This window comes from Marinobacter sp. ATCH36 (assembly GCF_023555055.1).
Lineage (GTDB): Bacteria > Pseudomonadota > Gammaproteobacteria > Pseudomonadales > Oleiphilaceae > Marinobacter.
Genome location: NZ_JAMJPL010000002.1, coordinates 563987 through 587930 on the forward strand (window position 1 = coordinate 563987; position 23944 = coordinate 587930).

Annotated in this window: 21 protein-coding genes and 1 tRNA gene; 3 read left to right on the forward strand and 19 right to left on the reverse strand. The window is 57.1% G+C overall.

Translation table 11 applies throughout. From position 1 onward, the window contains the following. Positions 1-66 precede the first annotated feature (66 nt). Positions 67-804 carry a 23S rRNA (guanosine(2251)-2'-O)-methyltransferase RlmB gene (rlmB, locus tag M8010_RS10385; RefSeq protein WP_250090969.1) on the reverse strand — a complete coding sequence of 246 codons (738 nt, stop codon included), beginning with the start codon at positions 802-804 and terminating at the stop codon, positions 67-69. A 3-nt stretch (positions 805-807) separates the two neighbouring features. After that, positions 808-3396 (reverse strand): ribonuclease R, encoded by a 2589-nt coding sequence (gene rnr / locus M8010_RS10390; RefSeq protein WP_250090971.1) that lies wholly within the window; start codon positions 3394-3396, stop codon positions 808-810. Positions 3397-3668: 272 nt separating this feature from the next. On the opposite strand from rnr, the gene M8010_RS10395 reads away from it, so the two are divergent. Further along, a tRNA-Leu gene (locus M8010_RS10395) sits at positions 3669-3755 on the forward strand. A gap of 117 nt (positions 3756-3872) precedes the next feature. Here M8010_RS10395 and M8010_RS10400 read toward each other — a convergent pair. From M8010_RS10400 to mpl, 4 genes are all read right to left on the reverse strand, one after another. Beyond that, positions 3873-5726: a hypothetical protein gene (locus M8010_RS10400; RefSeq protein WP_250090972.1), complete on the reverse strand. Its 1854-nt coding sequence runs from the start codon at positions 5724-5726 to the stop codon at positions 3873-3875. A 150-nt stretch (positions 5727-5876) separates the two neighbouring features. Then, on the reverse strand, positions 5877-7022 hold the full coding sequence (locus M8010_RS10405) for an acyl-CoA dehydrogenase family protein (RefSeq protein ID WP_250090974.1): 1146 nt from the start codon (positions 7020-7022) through the stop codon (positions 5877-5879). A gap of 118 nt (positions 7023-7140) precedes the next feature. Beyond that, positions 7141-7788, reverse strand: a complete 648-nt coding sequence (locus M8010_RS10410) for a flavin prenyltransferase UbiX (RefSeq protein ID WP_250090975.1) — start codon at positions 7786-7788, stop codon at positions 7141-7143. Positions 7789-7827: 39 nt separating this feature from the next. After that, positions 7828-9222: a UDP-N-acetylmuramate:L-alanyl-gamma-D-glutamyl-meso-diaminopimelate ligase gene (gene mpl / locus M8010_RS10415; RefSeq protein ID WP_250090977.1), complete on the reverse strand. Its 1395-nt coding sequence runs from the start codon at positions 9220-9222 to the stop codon at positions 7828-7830. Positions 9223-9376: 154 nt separating this feature from the next. Here mpl and M8010_RS10420 point away from each other — a divergent pair, with 154 nt between their 5' ends. Continuing rightward, positions 9377-10639 carry a 6-phosphofructokinase gene (locus M8010_RS10420; protein ID WP_250090978.1) on the forward strand — a complete coding sequence of 421 codons (1263 nt, stop codon included), beginning with the start codon at positions 9377-9379 and terminating at the stop codon, positions 10637-10639. Between the two features lie 65 nt (positions 10640-10704). Here M8010_RS10420 and M8010_RS10425 read toward each other — a convergent pair whose 3' ends face one another. Continuing rightward, a complete protein-coding gene (locus M8010_RS10425; protein ID WP_250090980.1) occupies positions 10705-10956 on the reverse strand; it encodes a GrxA family glutaredoxin in 252 nt (83 codons plus the stop codon). Positions 10957-11082: 126 nt separating this feature from the next. Beyond that, on the reverse strand, positions 11083-13209 hold the full coding sequence (locus M8010_RS10430; protein WP_250090983.1) for a methyl-accepting chemotaxis protein: 2127 nt from the start codon (positions 13207-13209) through the stop codon (positions 11083-11085). A 33-nt stretch (positions 13210-13242) separates the two neighbouring features. Between M8010_RS10430 and M8010_RS10435 the strand changes: the two genes are divergently transcribed. Next, positions 13243-13683, forward strand: coding sequence for a YqaA family protein (locus tag M8010_RS10435; protein ID WP_250090986.1), 441 nt, complete (start codon positions 13243-13245; stop codon positions 13681-13683). Here the strand turns inward: M8010_RS10435 and M8010_RS10440 are convergent. From M8010_RS10440 to nadD, 11 genes are all read right to left on the reverse strand, one after another. Beyond that, positions 13626-15068, reverse strand: coding sequence for an ABC1 kinase family protein (locus M8010_RS10440; protein ID WP_250090988.1), 1443 nt, complete (start codon positions 15066-15068; stop codon positions 13626-13628). The genes M8010_RS10435 and M8010_RS10440 overlap by 58 nt on opposite strands. Before the next feature lie 162 nt (positions 15069-15230). Next, the gene (gene lipB / locus M8010_RS10445; protein WP_250090990.1) at positions 15231-15863 is read right to left on the reverse strand and encodes a lipoyl(octanoyl) transferase LipB; all 633 of its coding nucleotides are present in this window, start codon (positions 15861-15863) and stop codon (positions 15231-15233) included. Between the two features lie 4 nt (positions 15864-15867). Beyond that, positions 15868-16137: an HP0495 family protein gene (locus M8010_RS10450; RefSeq protein ID WP_250090992.1), complete on the reverse strand. Its 270-nt coding sequence runs from the start codon at positions 16135-16137 to the stop codon at positions 15868-15870. Positions 16138-16165: 28 nt separating this feature from the next. Further along, the gene (locus tag M8010_RS10455; protein ID WP_250090993.1) at positions 16166-17332 is read right to left on the reverse strand and encodes a D-alanyl-D-alanine carboxypeptidase family protein; all 1167 of its coding nucleotides are present in this window, start codon (positions 17330-17332) and stop codon (positions 16166-16168) included. A 31-nt stretch (positions 17333-17363) separates the two neighbouring features. Then, positions 17364-18236, reverse strand: coding sequence for a septal ring lytic transglycosylase RlpA family protein (locus M8010_RS10460; RefSeq protein ID WP_502846213.1), 873 nt, complete (start codon positions 18234-18236; stop codon positions 17364-17366). Beyond that, positions 18233-19261 carry a lytic murein transglycosylase B gene (mltB, locus tag M8010_RS10465; RefSeq protein ID WP_250090995.1) on the reverse strand — a complete coding sequence of 343 codons (1029 nt, stop codon included), beginning with the start codon at positions 19259-19261 and terminating at the stop codon, positions 18233-18235. Before mltB ends, M8010_RS10460 begins: the two co-directional genes overlap by 4 nt. A gap of 89 nt (positions 19262-19350) precedes the next feature. Further along, positions 19351-20493 (reverse strand): rod shape-determining protein RodA, encoded by a 1143-nt coding sequence (gene rodA, locus M8010_RS10470; RefSeq protein WP_250090997.1) that lies wholly within the window; start codon positions 20491-20493, stop codon positions 19351-19353. Continuing rightward, complete coding sequence (mrdA, locus tag M8010_RS10475) at positions 20493-22385, reverse strand: penicillin-binding protein 2 (RefSeq protein WP_250091000.1); 1893 nt, start codon at positions 22383-22385, stop codon at positions 20493-20495. The genes rodA and mrdA overlap by 1 nt, the downstream gene beginning before the upstream one ends. 9 nt (positions 22386-22394) lie before the next feature. Continuing rightward, positions 22395-22865: a 23S rRNA (pseudouridine(1915)-N(3))-methyltransferase RlmH gene (gene rlmH / locus M8010_RS10480; protein ID WP_250091001.1), complete on the reverse strand. Its 471-nt coding sequence runs from the start codon at positions 22863-22865 to the stop codon at positions 22395-22397. A 2-nt stretch (positions 22866-22867) separates the two neighbouring features. Beyond that, positions 22868-23218, reverse strand: coding sequence for a ribosome silencing factor (gene rsfS / locus M8010_RS10485; protein ID WP_250091004.1), 351 nt, complete (start codon positions 23216-23218; stop codon positions 22868-22870). Between the two features lie 87 nt (positions 23219-23305). Continuing rightward, positions 23306-23938, reverse strand: a complete 633-nt coding sequence (gene nadD, locus M8010_RS10490) for a nicotinate-nucleotide adenylyltransferase (RefSeq protein ID WP_250091005.1) — start codon at positions 23936-23938, stop codon at positions 23306-23308. Positions 23939-23944: the final 6 nt, after the last annotated feature.

The following is a 23944-nucleotide window of genomic DNA, read 5'->3' on the forward strand; positions in this document are numbered from 1 at the left end:
GATTTCGGGCAATAAGGCATCGCCCCCTGAGAAAGGGGGTCACGTATTCTAGGCGTGTGGGGGGTACTATGCAAGCCGCTGGCGCAATGCTTCGTAAAGACAAACGCCGGTGGCCACGGAAACGTTCAGGCTGTCCACGTGGCCGAGCATCGGGATATTGATCAACAGGTCACAATGCTCCCGGGTCAGCCGCCGCATACCTTTGCCTTCGGCTCCCATCACGAGCGCGACCGGGCCGGTAAAATCAGCCTGATAGACGGTATTCTCAGCCTCGCCTGCAGTGCCGATAAGCCAGACACCGTCGTCCTGTATGGTTCGCATGAATCGTGCAAGGTTGGTTACCCGCACCAACGGTACGGTTTCAGCCGCCCCGCAGGCGACTTTGCGCACCGTGGGCGACAGCGACGCTGACTTGTCTTTCGGCACTATGACCGCTTGAACACCAACGGCATCGGCGGTGCGCAGACAGGCACCCAGGTTGTGAGGATCGGTGACGCCGTCAAGAATGAGCAGAAACGGCGGCTTGTCGGAACCGGCAAGCATGGTGAGCAAATCGTCTTCGCTCCACTCGCGGCTTTCGGACACCGCTGCGACAACCCCCTGGTGAACCCCGGAAACCCGTTGATCCAGTTCCTTGCGGTGCACCACCTGCCAGCGTACCCCAAGCTCGTTCAGGGCATCGGTTACAGTCTTGACCCGCCGATCTTCGCGACCGGTCTGGATCCACACCTGCTGCAACCGCTCCGGCTCACGCTTCAGTACCGCTTCAACGGCATGCCAGCCAAAAATAAACTCATCAGACACGGCTTATTTTCCTGACTTGCGTGGCTTCGGCTTCTTTCCCTTGCCCGCGCCTTTCCCCAACGCCAGCTTGGCGGCTTCTGCTACCAGCTTGTCACGGGCCGACAACTCACCATTGTCCTCGTAAGTTGGCGCAACTTTCTCGGGTTTTTCGGATTTGCCGGCGGACTTTGGCGCGGATCCTTTCTTTCGACGCGGTTTGTCACCGGAATCCCCGGCTTTTTCGCGGCTGCCTTTCCCACGGTCGCCCTTCGAAGAGCGACTACCGGCAGATTTTCCGCCCTTGCCCCGACCTTTGCCTTTATCTCTGGGTTCACGCTTGGTTATTTCCAGCGCATCCCGGTCTGCCTGGCGGTGCTGAGGCTCACTCACCAACTCAAGGTCAACCTTGCGGTCTTCCATGCCAACACGCACCACTTTTACCCGTACATCGTCGCCCAGGCGGAAGCTCATGGCCGTGCGCTCGCCAATCAGGCGATGCTTGGCGGAGTCATGATGGAAATAATCACCGCTCAGCGTGGAAACGTGCACCAGGCCTTCTATATAGACCCCGGACAGCTCCACGAAGAAACCGAACGGCACAACGGCGGCGATCACGCCATCATACTCTTCGCCAACATGATCCTTCAGGTACTCACACTTGAGCCAGGCCATGACATCGCGGGTGGCATCGTCGGCCCGGCGCTCGGTCATTGAGCAGTGTTCACCCAACTGGTACATACGAGCCAGGTCGTAGGGGTAGTCCGCCAGTTCCGGGTCCTTCTTTGGCGGCGCTACGATATCCTTGCTGCCTTCCTCGCTGTGCACGACAGACTTGATACCACGATGCACAATCAGGTCCGGATACCGACGAATGGGCGAAGTGAAATGAGCATAGCTGGTAAAGCCAAGGCCAAAGTGCCCCCCCTCATCCGGACTGTAAACCGCCTGACTGAGAGAGCGCAGCATCACCGTCTGAATGACATTTGCATCGGAACGATCAGCAATGCTGGACAAAAGCTCCCGATAATCAGCTGAGGTTGGTTTATCGCCGCCACCCAACTGGAGGCCCAGCTCACCCAGGAACAGGCGCACCGCATTAAGACGCTCCTCTGAAGGGCCATCGTGAACACGGTACAGCGAAGGCACCTTGTGCTTCTTGAGGAAGCGTGCAGTTGCCACGTTGGCGGCCAACATGCATTCCTCGACAATCTTGTGGGCGTCGTTACGCTGGATCGGGACAATTTCCTCGATCTTGCGGTTTGCGTCGAACACCACTTTGGTTTCGGTGGTTTCGAAATCGATGGCGCCCCGCTCGGTTCTCGCCTTGCGCAGCAACTTGTAAAGATTGTAGAGATTGTGCAGGTGCGGCAATACGTGAGCGTACTGCTCGGAAAGCCTGTAGCCCGGCTCGGAATCCGGCCGCTCCAGCATGTCGCTGACCTTGTTGTAAGTCAGTCGCGCGTGACTGTGCATTACGGCCTGATAGAACGTATAGCCACTGATGGCGCCAGCGGCGCTGATGGTTACATCCGCCACCATGCACAACCGGTCAACACCCGGGTTCAGCGAACACAGGCCGTTCGACAGCTTTTCCGGGAGCATGGGCACCACGTGATCCGGGAAATACACCGAATTGCCGCGGTTAATCGCCTCTTCGTCCAGGGGTGATTCGGGGCGAACGTAGTGAGATACATCCGCTATCGCCACCAGCAAACGATAACCACCACGGGGACGTGGCTCGCAATAAATCGCGTCATCAAAATCCCGCGCACTTTCATCATCGATGGTAACAAGCCGAAGATTACGGATATCGACCCGGTTCTGTTTGTCTTTTTCAGTAACTTCCTCGGGTATATCCGCAACCTGCTCTCCCACGGCTGGCGGCCAGCTGTGGGGAATATCGTAGGAGCGGATGGCAACGTCGATTTCCATGCCCGGCGCCATATGTTCACCCAATATTTCGACCACCTTACCTGTGGGCTGGGTGCGTACCGTCGGCTGGCGCAGTATATCCACAACCACGTACTGGCCATGACGCGCTTCATTGATATGCTCGGCAGGAATAAGCACTTCGTGGTTGATACGGGCATTCTCGGGAACCACGAAGGAAATGCCGCTTTCCTGGAAAAGCCGGCCAACTGTCTGTTGGGTGCGGTATTCCAGCACCTCGACAATCACGCCTTCGCGGCGCCCCCGGTCATCTACCCGGTCGACTCGCGCGGCAACCCGGTCACCGTGAAAAACCTGGCGCATCTGACGCGCTGTCAGGAACAGGTCTGACCCACCGTCATCCGGTATCAGGAACCCGAATCCATCCTTGTGCCCCGTTACCCGGCCTGTCACCAGATCCGCCTCTTCAATGGGCAGGTAGGCGCCACGGCGGTTGCAGATCAGCTGTCCATCGCGACACATGGCAATCAGCCGACGGCGCAGGGCCTCGATGCCCTCCTCGGACTGCTGGCCCAGTTCTTCACACAGGGTTGGATGGGTGGCCGGCGCGCCCCTTTCCTTAAGATGCTCGAGAATAAACTCCCGGCTCTGGATGGGATTGTCGTAATTGCTGGCCTCACGCTGTGCGTGTGGGTCGTTGTCTGTCTTTTTTCTGGAAACCATTCGTATCCTTAATTCCGATTTCCTGGTGGAAATCAATCGTTATATTGCGTTTGCCGGAGAGTATAACGCCGCCAGCGGCCGCCTGCCTAACCACCCAGCAAAAATAGGTACAAAAACCGAGATTAGCCAGCAAAAAATGTTTGACAGCGTTTTTCCGAATGATTAAAGTACGCGCCATCGGTTGACAGCAGCGCCTGTCGCCGCGGCAGAAACACCGGAAATTCAATAAGCTAACGCTTTTGAGTTCCCACCGGAGAGACTGCAAATCACCTGCCGAGGTGGTGAAATTGGTAGACACGCTAGCTTCAGGTGCTAGTGGGGGCAACCCCGTGGAGGTTCAAGTCCTCTCCTCGGCACCACTTCCTCCCTCAGGAAGTGTTACGAATCCGAAACCTTTATAAGCACATGTCACACTCATTATTTGACAATTTTGTGCTGCATCTAGGCTTAATTCTGAAAACTGCCTGCCCTGCTTTTTATTCCACCAGTCCCGACAGATATTCCGATAACCGCTGATACGTGTAGTTCACGCGAGCATAAGCCGCCGATGGCATCCTTTCAAATTCCCGACCACAGGCTCTGCTGCCGCCATAGCGGTTCAGATAAGCGGAGCTGATCAGGTTCGGTTGATCTTCTACAAATTCATTCGAAGCTTCAAAGAGGTAGTAAAATGCCCACTCGAAACCTTCGCTATTATTGACACCCTCGGTAGAAGCCATCATTTCGTCAAGGAAGCCAAACCTAAGGGGGCGCAACTGGCTTTTCCGATTATCATACTCCAGCGCAAGTGAGCCAAAACCAACCGGCTGCGGCCTATTTCCGGTTACGGTGTAGGATTGCCGGGCGGAAACGACCAGCAGAGCGTCCCGATCATCCGGATCAACGTCGTTCTCGCAGCTCTGGACCCCGCTGGTTAATGTCATGTTCTCTTCCTCAATCCCGTCGACCGTGCGAGCGACACCGAAAAAAGCGTCATTACCGAACCCGTAATCAGGCTCCAGCACTTCGGTTTTATCGTCTGAGATTACGGTCAGCGACTGGACCTTTGCATCCGCCAAAGTCCACTCATAAGCGATTGCCGCGGGGCCACCCGGTTCTGATGAATCCGCCAGAGCACCATGGCAAGTGGTCGTAGTTTCAAATGTCGCCCGGCGATTCTCCCAGTCAAACACCAGCCGCTCATCCGGACCTTCATTCTCGTAAAAACTGGCGCTTTGCTGCGACAGCAAGATACCCGGCATCCACTGCGTACCGGTATCCGCAATCTTGCCGCGGGCGTTAATCAGGCGGGCCATTTCTCTCAACGATGGCATCATGCAGCCGTGGACGGTAATGGACGTTACCCGCCCGTCTTCAGAATAATCAAACATCAGTTCTGCAGACACGCTCAAGTTGGAAATGGAAGCCGGCAACTCACTCCCCTCTCCCTGCGCCAGAATCGTCTGACGCTCCAGAACAACCGGGTCGTCCAATTCAACCGGCACTTCAGGCAGCGACAGTTCGTCAACATTGACGTTCTCGTAGTTACCCTGGGAAGCAGCTTCGTCAACCACCTTCACGACGTCGAGCGCATTACGGACGAACGATACACCCAACAGGTACACCGCCTCCTTGCTCAGGAAACGCTCTTTCCCGTTACCATTACGCAGAAGACTGCCATACTCTTCCGGGAACTGGCTGGCCATGAAGCGGGCAAAAGCACGGGCATAGGCATGGGCCCGGTGATCGCCGGATTTCACATAGTCGCTGACCAGATTGACGTTCCCGAGCGCGTCCGCCAGCTCGTTGGTGGTCGCCGTCAAGTCCTGCACACCGATCACCCGGCGCTGGCGCACCAGTGTGCTGAGAGGCGTGACGTTCCGCACTCCTGGAGGTGCGCTGAGCATGTAGGCGTCTTCCAGCACCACCTCGCCGATACGGGTTTGCTCCAGCGTCTGGCCCGGGATAATGACCGCAAACAGGGGAAAATCCCGGGGGTCGATGTCTGGTGATATCGATGGGTCCTGCACCAGCTCTGAGATATCGAGGGCAAACTTGCCATCTTCGCCGGTCATGGCGGTGGGCTCACCATTGAGTAAGGTGATTTCCGTGCCGGAACTGTTCTCAATGGTGATAGGCCCGGCGGTGTACTGGCTGTCGCCATCCATATCCAGCCATACCCGTGCATTACGCAGGTAGCCGTCAATAACTCTACCGATATAGGACACCGGTTCGCTAAAGCCCTCGCCGTCAAAATCGCGGCCATCAACCGGTGACTCGTCAGAATCCTCGCCACATCCGGCCAGGGCAAGTGTGAACAGGGCAATTGTAATGGGGAGCAGGCGGTTCATTGCGGCAACCATTATCCTTGTTAGAGGTTGTGCCGCTACTTTAGGGGATGTTGCCGGAGGGAACCTTGACAGGATTGGCAGTTTGTAAACTTTGGTAACAAAACGCGCCGTCGGGGAAGCCGGCGGCGCGTTGAACTATCCTATTTTTCTTCAGAATGAGCGTGCAACGATCTCTTTCATGATCTCGTTGGTGCCGGCATAGATGCGCTGTACCCGGGAATCGGCCCAGGCTCGGGCAATGGGGTACTCCCACATATAACCGTAGCCACCGTGAAGCTGAACGCATTCATCCATGACTTTGCACTGCAGATCCGTGGTGTGCTGCTTCAGCATGGCTGCGGTGGGAATGTCCAGCTTCTTGTCCAGGTGCAGTTCCAGACAGCGATCAGTGAATACCCGGGCTGCGGTGATTTCCGCTTTCATTTCCGCCATTTTGAAGCGGGTATTCTGGAACGCGATGACCGGCTTACCGAACGCCTTTCGCTCCTTGACGTAATCCAGTGTCCACTGCCATGCAGCTTCTGCAGCCGCTACAGCGGTCAGAGCCACCTGCAAACGTTCGGCGGGAAGCTCCGACATCAACTGGAAGAAGCCCTGGCCTTCCATAGAGCCGAGAAGTTTGTCCGCCGGCACTTTCACATCCTGAAAGAACAGCTCGGAGGTGTCCTGGGCCTTCATCCCCACTTTGTTGAGGTTCTGCCCTTTCTCGAAACCTCCCCAGGCGCTTTCGACCAGTAGCAGGCTGGTGCCCTTGGCACCCTCCTTCGGGTCGGTCTTGGCCACCACAATCACCAGGTCGGCCAGCTGGCCGTTGGTGATGAAGGTTTTCGAGCCGTTAAGCACGTAGTGATCGCCCGCCTCGTTCTTCACCGCCGTGGACTTTATTCCCTGAAGGTCAGAGCCAGCCCCAGGCTCGGTCATGGCAATGGCTCCGATCATTTCGCCAGAAGCCAGTTTAGGCAGGTAATACTGTTTTTGTTCTTCGGAACCGTAATTGAGGATGTAAGGGGCGACAATGTCGGAATGTAGGGTCCAGCCAATACCGGACAGGCCCGCCCTCGACACCTCTTCCATGATCACCGCACTGTAGCGGAAATCAGCTCCTACCCCACCGTACTCTTCCGGCATCGTGGGGCAGAGAAAACCCAGCTCGCCGGCCTTGGTCCAAAGCTCCCGGCTTACCTGACCGTCTTTTTCCCATTGCTCGTGGTAGGGCGCCGCTTCCTGCTGCAGGAACTTGCGGACGGAATCCCGGAAACCTTCAAGGTCGGCATCGAAGAGCGTGCGTGGAATCATGGTGAACCTCGGTGAATGACTGTCTTGTGATTGTCGTTCACCAAGTCTCGGGGGAGCGGCGTTTTCGCTCAATGATGAAAAGCATCAATCGGGCTGGCCAAAACCATCGCCGGGCGCTTCAGACGGGTTGCTTCGCCTTGAGCCGCGCCTCACCCCAGCGGGGCATCAGGTCCTGGGGCAGGCCCAGGTGATCAAGCAGGCGGGCAACAATGAAGTCCACCAGATCGTTCACCGATTGCGGTTGGTGATAGAAGCCGGGGCTGGCCGGCATGATGACCGCACCCATGCGGGTCAGGCGCAACATGTTGTCCAGGTGTACCTCGGAATAAGGCGCTTCCCGGGGCACCAGGATCAACTGCCGCCGCTCTTTCAGGGCCACATCGCCAGCCCTCTCAATCAGGTTATTGCTGGCACCGGTGGCCAGTGCAGAGAGGGTGCCGGTGCTGCAGGGGCAAATCACCAGCGGCGCCTTCTCACCGGAGCCGGAGGCCGGCGGGGAAAACCAGTCTTCCCGCCCGAACACCAATACCTGTCCTGGCCGGGCGCCAGCATAGCTGGTCAAAACTTCCTGCATGGCAGGCGTGTTGCCGGGTAATTTCAGGTCGGTTTCCGTGGCAATCACCACCTGGGCAGCCTTGCTGACCATCACATGTACCCGGCAATCCGCCGCCACCAGGCATTGCAGCAGGCGAAGGCCGTACTGGGCGCCGGAAGCGCCGGTGAAGGCAAGGTTGATGACCCGCTGGTTTTCTGGTGTTGCTGTCATGCTGGAATTCCCTGATTCGTTTTAGAGGCAAACGCCCTGTCAGCCGGTTTTACGTTCAAGTTCCGCGATCAGCTTCTGGTGGATACCACCAAAACCGCCATTGCTCATAATGACAATATGGCAGGGGCCAGACACCTGTTCCAGAACCCGGCCAATCATCGCTTCCACGGTGGATTCCACGCTGTGGTGATGCGGCGCTTCTGCCGTGGCGTTGTGACCTTCTATCAACGCGGGTAGCCAGTCCATCTGGTTCAGGTTGGCCCAGATCACCCTGTCAGCTGCTGCTGCACTGGGCAGCAGGGTTTGCTGGTGCACCCCTTGTTGCATGGTATTGGAGCGTGGTTCGATCAGGGCAAGGATGGTCTCGTCGCCGACTTTGTTGCGTAAACCTTCAAGGGTGGTGGTGATGGCCGTGGGGTGATGGGCGAAGTCGTCGTAAACGTGGATTCCGTCGATCTGTGCCAGCAACTCCATCCGCCGTTTGACTCCGGAGAACCGGCACAGTGCCGCCACCGCGTGATCCGGGGTCACTCCGACGTGGCGGGCCGCAGCGATTGCGGCCAGTGCGTTGCGAACGTTGTGTAGCCCGGTCTGATACCATTTGACAGCCGCTACAGGCTGTTCGTGATGAACCACCATGAAGCGACTGCCATCCTCCGCCAGTAACTCCGCCCGCCAGTCGGCCATATAAGGTACCTCACTGCCGACAGAAGTCGCCTGAACACTGGTCCAGCAGCCCAATTCCAGCGCCCTGTCGAGATGGGTATCCAGCGCCGGACGCACGATCAGCCCGCGCGAGGGCACGGTTCTGACAAGATGGTGGAACTGGCGTTCGATGGCTTCCACGTTATCGAAGATGTCGGCGTGATCGAACTCCAGATTATTGAGAATCAGAGTATGGGGCCGGTAGTGAACGAATTTGGAGCGCTTGTCGAAAAAGGCGCTGTCGTATTCATCCGCCTCGATCACAAAAAAGTCACTGTTACCCAGCCGGGCAGATACCGGGAAATCGTTGGGCACACCGCCTACCAGGTAACCGGCCTCGAACCCCGCCTGATCAAGGATCCACAACAGCATCGCGGTTGTCGTGGTTTTGCCGTGGGTGCCGGCCACTGCCAGTACCCAGCGATGGCGTAACACTTCCCGGGCCAGCCATTCCGGACCCGACATGTAGTCAATATTCTGGTTAAGAACGGCTTCCACCTCCGGGTTGCCACGGGACATGGCGTTGCCAATCAGCACCAGGTCCGGCCGGGGCTTGAGGTTGTCAGAGTGGTAACCCTCCATCAGGCCGATACCCTGGGCTTCCAGTTGGGTGCTCATGGGCGGATACACCCCCTGGTCGGAGCCAGTCACGGTGTGCCCCAGCTCTCTTGCCAAAACAGCCAGGCTGCCCATGAAGGTGCCACAGATTCCCAGGATATGAATATGCATTCGGTTGCCGACCTCTTGAATGAAACCTGCAAAGCGTCCCGTATAGAGTGCAGGCCGTCAAGCCTTCGTTACGACGTTTGATGTCATGAAAAAAACCAGCGATTGGCGTATCATCTGCCGCACTCGATGAAACTGCAGGAGGCAACAGCCGGAAATGGCCACCAGAAACGCATTCTACGCCCAGTCAGGCGGTGTAACCGCCGTCATTAACGCCACCGCCTGCGGGCTGATCCAGACTGCTCGCAAACACCCGGACCAGATCGGAAAGGTCTACGCCGGGCGTAACGGTATCATCGGCGCGCTGAAAGAAGAGCTGATCGATACCAGCCTGGAAACGGATGACGACATCCATGCGCTGATTCACACTCCCGGCGGTGCGTTCGGGTCCTGTCGCCACAAACTGAAAAACTTTTCCGAGAACAAGCGGGAATACGAGCGATTGATCGAAGTATTCCGCGCCCACGACATTGGCTATTTCTTCTACAACGGCGGCGGGGATTCCCAGGACACCGCCTACAAGGTATCGCAGCTTGCCGAGAAAATGGGCTACCCGATTACCTGCATCGGCATTCCCAAGACGGTGGACAATGACCTGCCCTTTACCGATTGCTGCCCCGGCTTTGGCTCAGTAGCGAAATACATTGCTACCTCCACCCTGGAAGCCAGCCTGGACATCCGCTCCATGTGCGAGTCCTCCACCAAGGTGTTCATCCTGGAGGTAATGGGGCGACACGCGGGCTGGATTGCCGCATCGGGTGGCCTTGCCGGCAAAGGGGAAGGCGAGCCGCCCCACATCATTCTGTTCCCGGAAGTACCGTTCGAGCGGGAAAGGTTCCTGGAGCGGGTGGACTTCTGCGTCAAGGAGTATGGTTACTGCGTCGTGGTTGCCTCGGAAGGCGCCCAGTATGAAGACGGCCGCTTCCTGGCCGATGCCGGTGCCAAGGATGCCTTCGGCCATACCCAGCTTGGCGGTGTCGCCCCGGCCCTGGCCAACATGGTGCGCCAGGCCCTGGGCTACAAATACCACTGGGCCGTGGCGGATTACCTTCAACGCAGCGCCCGCCATATTGCCTCCGCTACGGATGTGGAGCAGGCTTACGCAGTAGGCAAAGTGGCCGTGGAAATGGCTCTAGCTGGAAAGCAGGCACTGATGCCCACCATTGTTCGCGAGCAGTCACGCCCGTATCGCTGGCATATTGGCGAAGCGCCTCTCTCAGAGGTTGCCAACCAGGAAAAGAAAATGCCGATCCACTTCATTACCGACGATGGTTACGGCATCACACAGGATTGCCGCGACTACCTTGAACCATTGATTTACGGTGAGAGTTTCCCGCCGTTTGACGATGGGTTGCCGCGGGTAGCGAAACTGAAAAACCAGCTGGTCGAGAAGAAGCTGAAGGCCGATTTCCAGATCTGATCGGCCTGCAAACTAAAAAGGCGCCCCCTGGTTGAAGGGGAGCGCCTTTTTTTGTGCTCGTTCAATCAGTTGGCCGTGGTGCCGACCCTCTCCAGGTACTCTGAAAAATGATCGAACCCGCCAATATGCTCCTGGCCCACGAAGATCTGCGGCACGGTATGAACCGGCTTACCAATGGTTTTCGACAGGTCTTCTTTGCTGATCCCCTCCTCGACAATGTCAACGTAGCGATAGGGAAAATCATTGATTTCGCAAAGCTGCCTTGCACGCATACAGAAACCACAGGAAGCGCGGCCAAAAATAGTGACTTGCTCCATACTTTCACTCCAGGTCCGGAAAATAGGCGGGCTTTCACAGCCTCGAACAACTTGCAGTATGATCGCCCGCCTGCTGAAAATAAAATTGACGGGCTGAATGGTACCGATAGCAATCGTCGATGCAAATCAGGTTTTTAGGCGACTCAGCTCGGAGTCCAGCGCCCGTACCTGATCATCCAGAGTGCGCCCACTGCCACTTACTCTCTGCGCAAGAGCTCGCAGGTCGTTAGCGGCGTCACCAATACGAGTCAGGTTCTGGTTGATTTCCTCACTGACAGAACTCTGCTCCTCTGCCGCTGTCGCCACGTGAGTCACATGCTCAACGATGGTTGCGATTCGCTCCACTACCGAAGCCAGGGAATGGTCTGCTTCACGGGTACCGTCGACTGCCCGTGTGGCGCGGTCAACACCACTCTGAATGACGGTAACGGCGCCGCTTACATCGTTTTGCAGGCCATCGATCATCTGACTGATTTCGTCGGTGGACTCACGGGTGCGGGACGCGAGGGTTCTTACCTCATCCGCCACAACCGCAAAACCGCGGCCCTGCTCCCCTGCCCGGGCCGCTTCAATGGCGGCATTCAGGGCTAACAGGTTGGTCTGCTCCGCAATCCCCCGGATAACCTCAAGAATTCGGTTTATATCCTCACTACGGGTGGCAACATGGCTGATAGCGGTGCTTGCTTCGTCCATATCCCCGGCGAGCGCGCTGACCCCATCAAGAGCTGACGCCAGCGTATCCTTGGTAAAGCGAACGCCATCCTGTGCCATTTGAGCGTTTTCCGCCGCTTCACCGGCGAACCCGGCAACTTCGCCGGCAGCCGCAGACATTTCATTCATTGCGGTTACGACACTCTCGATATCCTGATGCTGGCGTTCCGTCTGGTCATCGGTTTCCCCGGCAATCGCGCCCACATCAGCCGCCTGCTGGCTGACCTTTCCGTTGACCTTTTTCAAGTCGTTGATCATTTCCCGTAGCCGGCCAAGGAATCTGTTGAACCCACCAGCGAGCTCAATCAACTCCGCATGGGTATCAATATCCAGCTCGCGGGTGAGATCTCCCTCAGCACTGGCAAGGTTTTTCATGCGATCACGAATCTCATCGAGCGGCTTGGTGACCGAGCGTACCAGCACAACCAAAACCAGTATCGCGATAATCGATACCAGCACACCAACCATGGCCTGTCGCCCGGCTGTCGTATTCACCTCACTGGACAAAAGCCCGGTAATCGCTGCGACGTCCGCCAGAGCCGTTTCACGAGGCAGCTCGATCAGCAGCGACCACTGGGTATCCGACAGGGCAATATCGATGGGATAGGACACCGCCAGCGTTTGTCCGTCGTCGTAGGTGCCGTCGCCAAGGTGCAGAGAGGTGTATTCATCGCCCTGCTCTGGCAGCGCCTCCGACAGTGGCCGGCCCAGGTGATCACTATAGTGACTGGAAGCGGCTATCAGGCCTTTGTTGCTGAGCAGGGTAACCCGGGATTCGCCGTCATAGAGCTCACGGCTGACATTCTGAATTGTTTGCTGCAACGTAGACAGGTTGATATCAACCCCCGTCACACCGGCAAACTCGTTGTCCTTGATAATAGGCATTACCAGGCTGGTCATCAGCTCGGAATACCCCTCCTCGATTTCATACTCGTAGGGCTCCATGATGCAGGGCTTTCTGGTATCCCTGGAGCACAGGTACCACTCCGCTTCACGAATTCCGAATTCGTTGCGGGCATCCAGGTACTTTACCGCCGGGTCTTCCGTGCGACTGAACTCCACTTCTCCTTCCGGTGTGCGATAGTAGTAAATCTCCAGAGTGCCCTGGTCACTGCTATGGTCTTCCACACCTCCGGTAAAATAACGGTCCTGGCCATCGTAAGCGTCGGGTTCGAACTGGGCGTAGATGGAGCTGAGGCTGTTCTGCTCCTGCAGAATCGCTCCGATGGTTTCCTGCATGTCAATCCGGCTTATACGCCCGGAGCTGTCGGCCTGGATATTCCGACTGATCACGTTGCGAACCACTTCCGGCGTCCGGTAGGCTGTCGCAAACATACCGCTGACCAGTTCTCCATACTTTCCGGCTGTCGCATTCAGGCGATCAACGGCCATTTTCTGGACGGTTTCACGGGTTTCGGAGGTGATCCTCTGCTCCATTTGCCCGAGGGACAGCTGCGCCGTCACGACGATGCTGATGCCCATAACCAGCAGAAGAGTAATGACAAGGGCATAAAGTTTGAAGCGAAGTGACAGCTTTCTCATTGGTACAACAACCTGTCTTGATGGGGAGTAGCATTGGCCTATCTGACCCTTTTCATGACCGCCCTCGCTGCCGCAACGCTGTTGCCCGCGTACTCGGAAATTCTGCTCGGCGGCATGGTCACACAAGGCTATTCACTATGGTGGATATGGTTCTGGGCCACTGCCGGCAACACTACCGGCTCAGTGATTAATGGGGTTATCGGCAGGCAAGTGGATCGCTTTAAGCACAAACGCTGGTTTCCGATCACCGAAATTCAGTTGGAGAAAGCCCGCGTAAGGTTCAACCGCTACGGACAGTGGTCTCTGCTTATGGGGTGGCTGCCCATAGGTGGCGACGCTTTAACCCTGGTGGGAGGCATTATGCGCGTACCCTGGCTCAACTTTGTGGTGCTGGTGGGCATTGGCAAGGGTATACGCTATGCGTTGGTAATATGGCTGGTGCTTGAGGCGTCCGGTGTTCCCGGGTCACCGTAGAGATACGCCCGCAGCAGCTCTTCACCATTAAACTCGGCATTCAGTACTGCAATGAAGGTGTAGACACCAATCAGCTTACGGTTGAGAAAGACAAACTCTTTCGGCGGAACCTTGAAATAACGACTGATGGCAGACCTTGCCGCCTGGCGGGCTACCCGTGATGGAAGGTCGCTCTGCTTCCAGCGATATTCGCCCCTGTCGTTTACCGCATAATCCGGCCAGCTGCTGCGATCCCGTGACAAGGGCTCCAGCACCGACATGCAGACCGAGCCGAACTTTTCCAACACGTCCGCTGGCCACTCCTGGCTCATGAAGCGAAGCTTCACACCACCATCAATAACCGCCTCCAGATCACCCTCATAGGAGGCCCGGATCATCTGGATAACAGGGTCGAGAAACGTTGCTGAATAGGACTGAACTGCACCGAAATCCAGCAATACGATATGGTCGTGCTGGTCGTCGGCTCCATTCTCTCCGGCAATACGGATGCGATAGTTGCCAAAATTGGGATCGGTCTGGATTTCACCCCAGACGAACAGCTCCCTGAAGAACAGTTCAAGCGCTGCCCGACCGAGCTCGCTGCGGCGCTCCAGGGGCAGCTCCCTGACCGCAACCGAACTGACGGAATGGCCATGTTCGTAGGTAGAAGCGATAACGTGAGCTGTGCAATATTCTTCCAGAACCCGGGGTACGACAAAGCGGGGATCGTCCAGCAACATCTGCCGGAACTTTTCCGTAGTGCGGGCCTCAAGGCGATAGTCCACCTCCCGGTGCATCATATCCCGCACTTCTTCCAGCCAGTCGTTAAACTCCGGGCCAAACGAAACCAGCCGCGCGACCTTGAGCAACTGGGCTACCGAGTCCAGGTCACTGTCAACGGCCTGATCAACGCCAGGGTACTGAACTTTCAGCACTAGCTCGAGCCCATCACTACGCCGCCGTGCCCGGTGGACCTGCCCAAGTGACGCAGCGCCGATCGGATCAGGATCCACCTCCAGCTCCGCCAACCGCTCGGCTCCAAGCTCATCTTTGAGTACGCGCTCAATGGCCGACCACTCCAGCCAGGTAGTCTGATCCTCCAGGGTATGTAGCGCCTCCGTCACTTCCTCCGGCAGGAAATGTTCACCATACAGCGCCATCACTTGGCCGATTTTGACTACGCTGCCCTTAAGCTTGCCGAGCTCCTCCACCAGGAATTCGGCCTGGCTGGATAGCATTGCGCGGTGCCTGGCCTCCCGTCTGTCTTTGCTACCAAACCAGTTGGTCGCCATATGAGAAGCCATACGGGTACCAGCAAACAGGCCTGCTCTTGTGAGGGTAAGCCGGCGCTCAAAGCTTCCGGTCTTGATACGTGCAACGGATGTGCTTTTGGGTCTGGGTGCCATCAAAAACCTGCCCGGTTCAGTAAGTGTTGGCGTTATCAGCCTGTGCAATCATTATACGGATACCTCTGGCTTCAAACCTAACCGAAGCGTCGCAAAAGCCATGACCGCGTGGCCAATGTAAACGCCACCAACAGTATTGGAGTGGCCACTACTCAGGGAATACTAGGGAGTCCGGCGAATACTGCCGTGGGCCAGACTGGCTGCAAGCTCACCGGAGAGAACGGATGTAACCTTACTGATGTCGACGCCCTGAGCAAAGTCACTGATCTGACACATGCGCATTCCGGCGTAGCCACAGGGGTTGATGCGATGAAACGGTTCCATATCCATCGCCACGTTCAGTGCCAGACCGTGAAACGAACAGCCCCGCTTCACCCGAAGGCCCAGGGAGGCTATCTTGGCATCATCAACATACACGCCCGGCGCGTCGGGCCGGGGTGAAGCGGTAATCCCGAAGACCGCAAGGGTCTGGACAATTGATCGCTCAATCACATCAACCAGTGTACGGACACCGAGCTTGTGTCGGGTCAAGTCAATCATCAGGTAAACCACCAGTTGCCCGGGGCCGTGATACGTCACCTGTCCACCCCGGTCTACCTGAATAACAGGAATGTCGCCCGGCGCAAGAATATGCTCGGCCTTTCCCGCCTGCCCCTGGGTATAGACCCGGGGATGTTCCAGCAGCCAGATCTCGTCCGGCGTTGAGGCATCCCGCCCGGCGGTAAAGGATTTCATCGCCTCCCAGGTTTCAAGGTAGGGCTGTTCCCCGAGAGTACGAACAATCAATTCGTCCATCTGGTCAAAGCACCATGTGAACCCGCCCGCTGGCCTTGAGCTCTTCAAACAGGGCTTTAAGTTGCGGCTCGCCAGTGGCGACGATCGTCAGGTTGACCGAAGAGAAGCGCCCCCCGCTACTTTCCCTGACAAACACGTCTTTTTCGGAAAGACCTGGCGCATGCTGTTCAACCACTTCCACCACGAACTCTACAAAGTCCGGGGCGGAATCTCCGATGACCTTGATGACATAGTCACAGGGGAACTCGATTTTAGGTGCTTTTGGCTCACTCATCACAAATCTCTCTCGGGCGCACCCGCCCTTACTCGAACAGCTGCATGAAGAATAGCTTGATAGCGTCCCAGATACGCTTGAACAGGCCACCTTCCGGGACATCACTGAGGGCAAGCACCGGCTGGTCAACCAGGACTTCGTCGTCCAGCTTCACCGTTACCCGACCCAACTCATCGCCTTTGGATACCGGAGCCTTGATAACAGAATCCAGTTCCACCGTAGAGTTCAGAGAATTCCGGGAGCCTCTGGGAATAGTGACGTGAATGTCCTCCATCAGGCCGACCGACAGGTTGTCGCTCTCGCCACCCCAGACTTGGGCCTCGAGTAGCTCCTGGCCGGTCCGGAACAGGCGCTCGGTCTGATAGTAGCGGAAGCCATAGTTGAGCATTTTCTGGATTTCCTGGGCCCGGGAGGCGGTGCTGCTTGCCCCCATAACCACCGCAATCATTCGGGTATCATTACGCTTGGCTGACGCCACCAGGCAATATCCCGCTTCCTGGGTGTGACCGGTCTTCAAACCATCAACACTGTCATCGCGCCACAACAGGCTGTTTCGGTTGGGCTGACGTATGTTGTTGAAGGTAAAATGCTTTTGCGCATACAGCGGATAGTTTTCGGGGTAATCGTTAATGATGGCTTTTGCCAGCAGCGCAAGATCGTAGGCGGTGGAAAAATGATCCGGTGACGGCAATCCCGTGGCGTTTGCAAAACTGGACTCATTCATGCCCAGAATCTGTGCCTGTTGGTTCATGATATCAACGAAGGCACCCTCGCTGCCGGCAATAAATTCGGCCAGGGCAACCGAAGCATCGTTACCGGACTGAATGATAACCCCCTTCAGAAGATCCTCCACAGACACCTGGGTTCCCTCCTGCACAAAGGTGCGCGAACCTTCGGTTCGCCAGGCATTGACACTGATGGGCACCATGTCTGACATGGCGATCCGCCCCTCGTCCAGCTCCCGCTCAACGATATAGGCCGTCATCATCTTGGTCAGGCTCGCCGGAGGCAGACGCTCATGGCTGTTTTCCTCCATAATGATCCGCCCGGAGAGCGGGTCCATCAGAATATAGGAGCTCGCACCGATCTGAGGCGGTGACGGGATCAGCACAGACTGTGCCGCCGCAGGCATTGCCGTGATCAGGGCCAACAGGAGGACAGCGGTACAGGTGCGAAATACGTTTTTTAGTGCCATGGGTCCATTCAGTATCTAGTGGGTGACTGGTTCAGTGGGTATCGGTCAGCAATATTGACTGACCGAATCCCTGGTTTTCAAGACGGCTTTGGGCTCTCAGGGCTTCCTCTTCGTCGCTGAACGGCCCTGCCTGCACGCGGTGGAAACGACCCGAAGCCGTTTCCACCTCCCGCACTCTCATCGGGTCCCCGATTGCCCCACGGGCGCGCTTCAACAGTACCTCAGCTGGACTACGTTGACTGAACGAGCCCAGCTGGACGAACAGTGCCTTGCCGCCACCACCGGAACTCGCCAGGCGCTCTGCCGGAACCGGTGCCTGCCGGTCAGGAAATGGCTTGCCTGCCAGAGTCATGGAGCCATCCCGGTTGACAGTAATGGCGGCCACTTCCACTCTCGCCGTGCCCTGGCCTTGGTAACCGAGCTTTTTGGCAGCAGCATAGGAAAGGTCAATCAGGCGATCACCGTGGAACGGGCCGCGGTCATTCACTCTCACAATCACGGAACGGCCGTTATCAAGATTTGTAACGCGGGCGTATCCCGGAATTCTGAGGCTCTTGTGAGCCGCAGTCATTTCATACATGTCGAAAACTTCACCATTGGAAGTCTTATGGCCATGAAATTTCTCGCCGTACCAGCTGGCCGTGCCCCGCTGGACGTATCCGTCGTTGCTCTCGCGGACCCAATATTCCTTTCCCCAGACCTTGTAGGGGGACTTGTTACCTGCCCCACGGGGCTCTTCATAACGGGGCTTGGCATCCTGCAGGCCGGATGCATCAAAACTGCCCGCCGGCGCCCTGTCCTGGGTCAGGGTGTATCTGGAGGAATGATCCGGTTTCGGTGATGAGGCACATCCCGCCAGAACCAATGCTCCCGCGATAACCAGAAAGAAATTGCGTGTAATCACGAGCTGTTACCCATCCCGTTTTGGTGTTCTGGCTCACTGGCCTGTTCGCTCAGTGCATTGGCCAGCTGGAATACAGCCATGGCGTAGAGATGACTGTGATTGTAGCGGGTTATCACATAAAAGTTATGGTATGTCAGCCATAGCTCGGGCCCATCGGAACCAGCAAGACGGATTGCCCGGGCCTTATCATCCCCGGCCACCTTTGCTTCTGGCGTCAGCCCGGCCTGCCGGTAGTCATTGACCTCCAGGCTGGGCTTCAGTTCCCTGGTCAGCAACGGCGAACCCTCCTGCAGCCTGTCCGGCACCTGCTCGGCAACCGGCTCGCCCTGCTTCCAATGGTGGGCGCGGAAATAATTGGCCACACTGCCGATAGCGTCCACCGGGTTATTGAGAATATCGACAACACCGTCGTCGTCGAAATCGATGGCGTAATGGCGGTAGCTACTGGAGATGAACTGACCATACCCCATCGCTCCGGCATAGGAGCCGGTGAGCTGCTCCGGGTCAAAGCCCTGTTCACGGGTCAGCAGCAGGTACTGTGCCAGCTCACTGCGGAAAAAACGGCTCCTCGGGGGATAATCAAATGCCAGCGTGGCCAGTGCGTCCAGAACCCTGTGATTGCCCTTATAGGTGCCATACCAGGTTTCAACTCCAATAATCGCGGCAATGATCGGTGCCGGAACTCCGTATTCCTCTTCTGCCCGCTCAAATGCCTCCCTGTGTTCCGTGAGAAATTCGACTCCCTGCCTGATCCTGTCAGGTCGGATAAAGATCTTGCGGTACTGGTGCCACTCCAGGGTCTTTTCTGCCGGCCGGCTGATGGAGTCCAGGATCGAATCCTTGCGCTCGGCAGCGGCCAGCAAAGCTTCAACCCGGCTCGCCTCAAAACCGTAACGCTCTGCCATTTCGCGAACAAAGGCCTGACCTTCGGAGGTTTTATCGTATTGGGCAGAGACCAGAGCCGGCGCGAGCATGAGAACGACCACAACCAATCCGTTACATGCCCTTTTTATAACTGTTTTCATGGAACTCCCTGCAAAAATGAGGCGGGCAAGATTATCACGACCACTTGTAAAGCGACCATTACCCCCCGTCCATGCTGGCATTGATACCCTCAGGCACTGATCATCCGCCTGTGAGTCTGTATGGACATAAGCACTCCAAAGGCCGCCATAAGCGTAACACTGGACGTGCCGCCATAGCTGATAAGAGGCAATGGGATCCCCACCACGGGAAGCAGACCGCTGACCATCCCCACATTGACAAACACATAGATGAAAAATGTCATGGTCAGTGCACCCGCCAGTAAGCGGCTGAACGAATCCTGGGCAGTGGCAGCAATATACAGGCAGCGGAGGATAATCAACAGGTAGAGCACCAACAGAGCCAGCATGCCAACGAACCCGAACTCCTCCGCCAGCACCGCCACAATGAAGTCGGTATGACTTTCTGGAAGAAATTCCAGATGCGACTGGGTTCCCTGAAGCCAGCCCTTGCCATCCATTCCACCGGACCCGATAGCGGTTTTCGACTGAATGATATTCCAGCCTGCGCCGAGAGGGTCGCTTTGAGGATCAAGCAGAGTCAGTACCCGCTGCTTCTGATAGTCCCGCATCACGAAAAACCACATCAGGGGCGCCGCCACGGAGACCATGGCAAAGAAGGCCCCGATCAGCCGCCAGCTGATCCCCGCAAAGAACACCACAAAGATACCCGCGACGCCAACCAGCAAGGAAGTGCCAAGGTCCGGCTGCAGGACAATCATCGCCATGGGCACAACCGCGATCACAAGAGCCACAGCTACATGGCGCAGGCGGGGTGGCAGGTAATGACGCGACAGATACCAGGCTACCATCATCGGCACCACCAGCTTCATCAGCTCCGAGGGTTGAAAACGCGGCAGTCCCGGAATTGCCAGCCAACGCTGGGCACCCTTGGCGCCAACGCCTATCAGCAGCACAGCCGCCAGGCCGACAAGACCCGCGGCAAATAACCAGGGCGCCCAGCGCCTGAACACCGCAGGGTCAAGCTGGGCAAAGACCAGCATCACTACCAGAGCCACGCCCATACGAATGCCCTGGGCTTTCACCACCGCCATATTCTGGTCTGCCCCGCTGAACAACACCACCAGGCCCCCAGCGATAAGTGCCAGAAGAAGCAACATCAGGATTGGGTCGATATGCAGCGCAGACCAGATCCCTCTGGATCCGGATAGCGGATGACGTGCAGATTGATTGAACATTTCTCCGGCTGCCATCAGTGTGAGCCTCCCTCTGGCTCACCTACGATGAGTGCCTCACCTTCTTTCGGGAAGCCCAACAGCCAGGCATCGAACAGTGCCCGCGCAACCGGTGCAGCGGTACCACTGCCACTCCCGCCATTCTCCACGATAACAGCGACAGCTATCTCAGGGTCATCTGTCGGCGCAAAGCCGACAAACAGTGCGTGATCACGCAAACGTTCGCGCACCTCTTCTTCGTCGTATTCCTCGTCTTCGGCAAGACTGAACACCTGAGCGGTCCCGGTTTTACCGGCCATACGATACGGCGCACCCTTGGCAGCCCCGCGGGCCGTGCCCTTGGAGCTGTGCATGACCGCAGCCATGGTATCCACCACATATTCCCAGTCGTCCGGGTTATTGAGCTCTATGGACTGATGGGAACCAATCGGCAGCACTTCGTCAATCGACCGGTCACCCTTGATATCTTTCAGTAATCTCGGCTCGGCCCAGTTCCCGCGATTAGCGAGTACAGAAGTCGCCGTTGCCAACTGAAGCGGCGTTGCCAGCATATAACCCTGCCCAATCCCGAGGTTTACCGAGTCCCCCGGATACCAGGGCTCATTATGAACCGCACGCTTCCAGTCCCTCGATGGAGCTAGCCCACTCAGGGCCCCCGAGACATCCAGAGTTGCATCTTCACCAAAGCCAAAGGCGGAAAGGTACTTGTGCATCGTATCAATCCCCATTTCAACGCCGACTTGATAAAAGTAGGTGTCAGTGGATTGAGCCATCGCATCCTTGAGATCGACCCAACCGTGACCTGAACGCTTCCAGTTGCGATAACGCCGGCCTCCTTCCTTCAACTGGAAATAGCCTGGATCCCAGATTGTTTTGTCACGGGTAGTAACGCCACTATCCAGAGCGGCAACGGCGAGCATCGGCTTGAGCGTTGAGCCGGGGGGATATTGCCCTCGCAAGGCGCGGTTGAACAGTGGCTTGTCGACACTGGTGCTGAGTTCGCGATAGTCCTCGACGCTTATGCCGGTTACAAACTGGTTGGCATCGAATCCGGGAACACTGGCCAGGGCCAGGATTCCCCCGGTGGAAGGTTCAATGGCAATGATAGCGCCACGCCGGCCATCCAGCAGTTCATGCGCCAGCCGCTGTAGCCGTAAATCCATGTGAAGCCGGATATCTTCGCCGGGCACCGGGTTCTCACGCTCGAGTACACGTAACGTCCTGCCCCGTGCATTGGTTTCCACATGCTGATAGCCGACACGTCCGTGCAGCAGCTGTTCATAGAATCGCTCGACACCTGACTTGCCGATATAGTTGGTGCCTGCATAGTTTACCGAATCGATTCGCTGCAGCTCCTGCCGGTTGATGCGCCCCACATATCCAAGGGCATGGGCCGTCAATTCGCTATGGGGGTAGTAACGCACCAGTTCGGCCGACACCTCAACACCCGGCAATTCGTGACGGTGAACCGCCAGGCGGGCAATCTCCTGCTCGTTTAGATCATACCGAAGGGGCAACTCCTGGAAGGGGCGGCGGGGTTCCAGAAGCCTCCGGTGGAAACGCTCCATGTCCTCTTCGGAAATGCTGAGCATTTCCTGGAGTTTGGCGAGCGTCTGCTCCATATGGCCAACGCGCTCAGGTACCAGCGTTACGCTGAAAACCGGGCGATTTTCAGCCAGCAGCACATCATTACGGTCATAGACCAGACCCCGGGGCGGAGCTACCGATTGCACCTGGACACGGTTCTTGTCGGAAAGCGTGGTGTAGATGTCGTGCTCAACAACCTGCAGCTGATACATTCTGGCAATCAGCAGGCTCAACAATCCGAACACCAGCAGTAACATCACCACGGTACGCCGCTGGAACAGGCGCCGTTCGGCTGCGATGTCTTTGAATTCTCCCCAGGGCATACTCAGTTCCTAGGCCCGGTGGTATGGGTGATTGCGGGTGACGGACCAGGCCCGGTATAACTGCTCGGCCAGCAGAATACGCACCAGGGGATGTGGCAGGGTCAGCGACGATAACGACCACATCTGGTCTGCCCTGGCCCGGCAAGCGTCGGCAAGACCGTCAGGGCCGCCAACAAGAAAGCTGACGTCCCTGCCGTCCTGTTGCCAGTTTTCCAGTTGGTCGGCGAGCTTTTCAGTGGACCAGTTGCGGCCGCCCACCTCCAGCGCAATGACGTGGTCGCGGGCGCCCACAGCAGAAAGGATCGAATCTGCTTCTCTCTGCATCAACCGGGGGATATCCGGATTTTTGCCACGGTGAGCCATCGGTATTTCCACCAGCTCAATGGGCAACTCCGGCGGCATCCGGCGGGCGTACTCGTTATAGCCCAGGCTGACCCACTCGGGCATCTTCTGCCCTACACAGACCAGACGCAACCGCATGATTATTCGCTTCCTGCAACACCCAGATCAGGGGCATCGCGCCAAAGGCGCTCAAGATCATAGAATTCACGGGTTGCCGGCATCATGACGTGAACTACCACATCACCAAGGTCGACCAGAATCCAGTCGCTGGCGCTGGCACCTTCCACGTTGCTGGCCCTGACCCCCTGATCCTTTGCTTCCGACAACACTGAATCCGCCAGGGATTTCACGTGCCGATTGGAGGTTCCGGAAGCCAGCACCATATAATCCGTTACACTGGTTCTTCCCCTGACATCAATAACACTCACGTCCTGCGCCTTGACGCCCTCAAGCGCACCCACGACCAGTTCTTTCAGTTGCTCTGCCTGCATAATCACCCTGTTGGCGGGCAGCAGCGAAGGCGGCCACCCGAAAAGTCATATTCAGAGAGGATTGTAGCACTAAAAGTTCCCGTCAGGTCATGCACCGTAGAGTCGCTGACGACGAATTTCATGCAATACGCTGTCAGGCAGCAGATACCGGGGTGAGCGACCAGAAAGAATCCGGTCGCGAATGCCTGTTGCCGAGATATCGAGCAATGGCGGATCCAGCTCCAGAATATGACCGCAGGGTGCGCCATAGAGAGGCTCCACGCTGTCCACACAGCGCTCCTGGAGCAGGCGGGCCGGCGCGCTGCCCGGCACCAGCCCGGGCCCCGGCCGTCGTACCACAACAATGTGCGCCAGTTCGGGAATACGTTGCCATTCCTGCCAGCGGTCGAAACCGGCAAAGGAATCAGTACCCAAAACCATGGTCAGCGACTGATCCGGCCCCAGTTCCGCACGGACCTGGCGCAGGGTTTCCGCTGTATACGAGGCTCCATCGCGGCCCAATTCCCGGGTATCCAGTGTCAGCCCGGGCTCGTCCGCAATGGCGAGCTCCAGCAATGCAACCCGTTGCTCGCTGGTTGCGCCAGGAACATCCCTGTGAGGAGGCACGTGACAGGGCATCAGCGAAACCTCGGGCACGCCCAGCCGCTCCCGGAGCTCCACAGCCAGCCGCAGGTGGCCATGATGGATCGGATCAAAAGTACCGCCGTAGATAACGTGCATACAGAA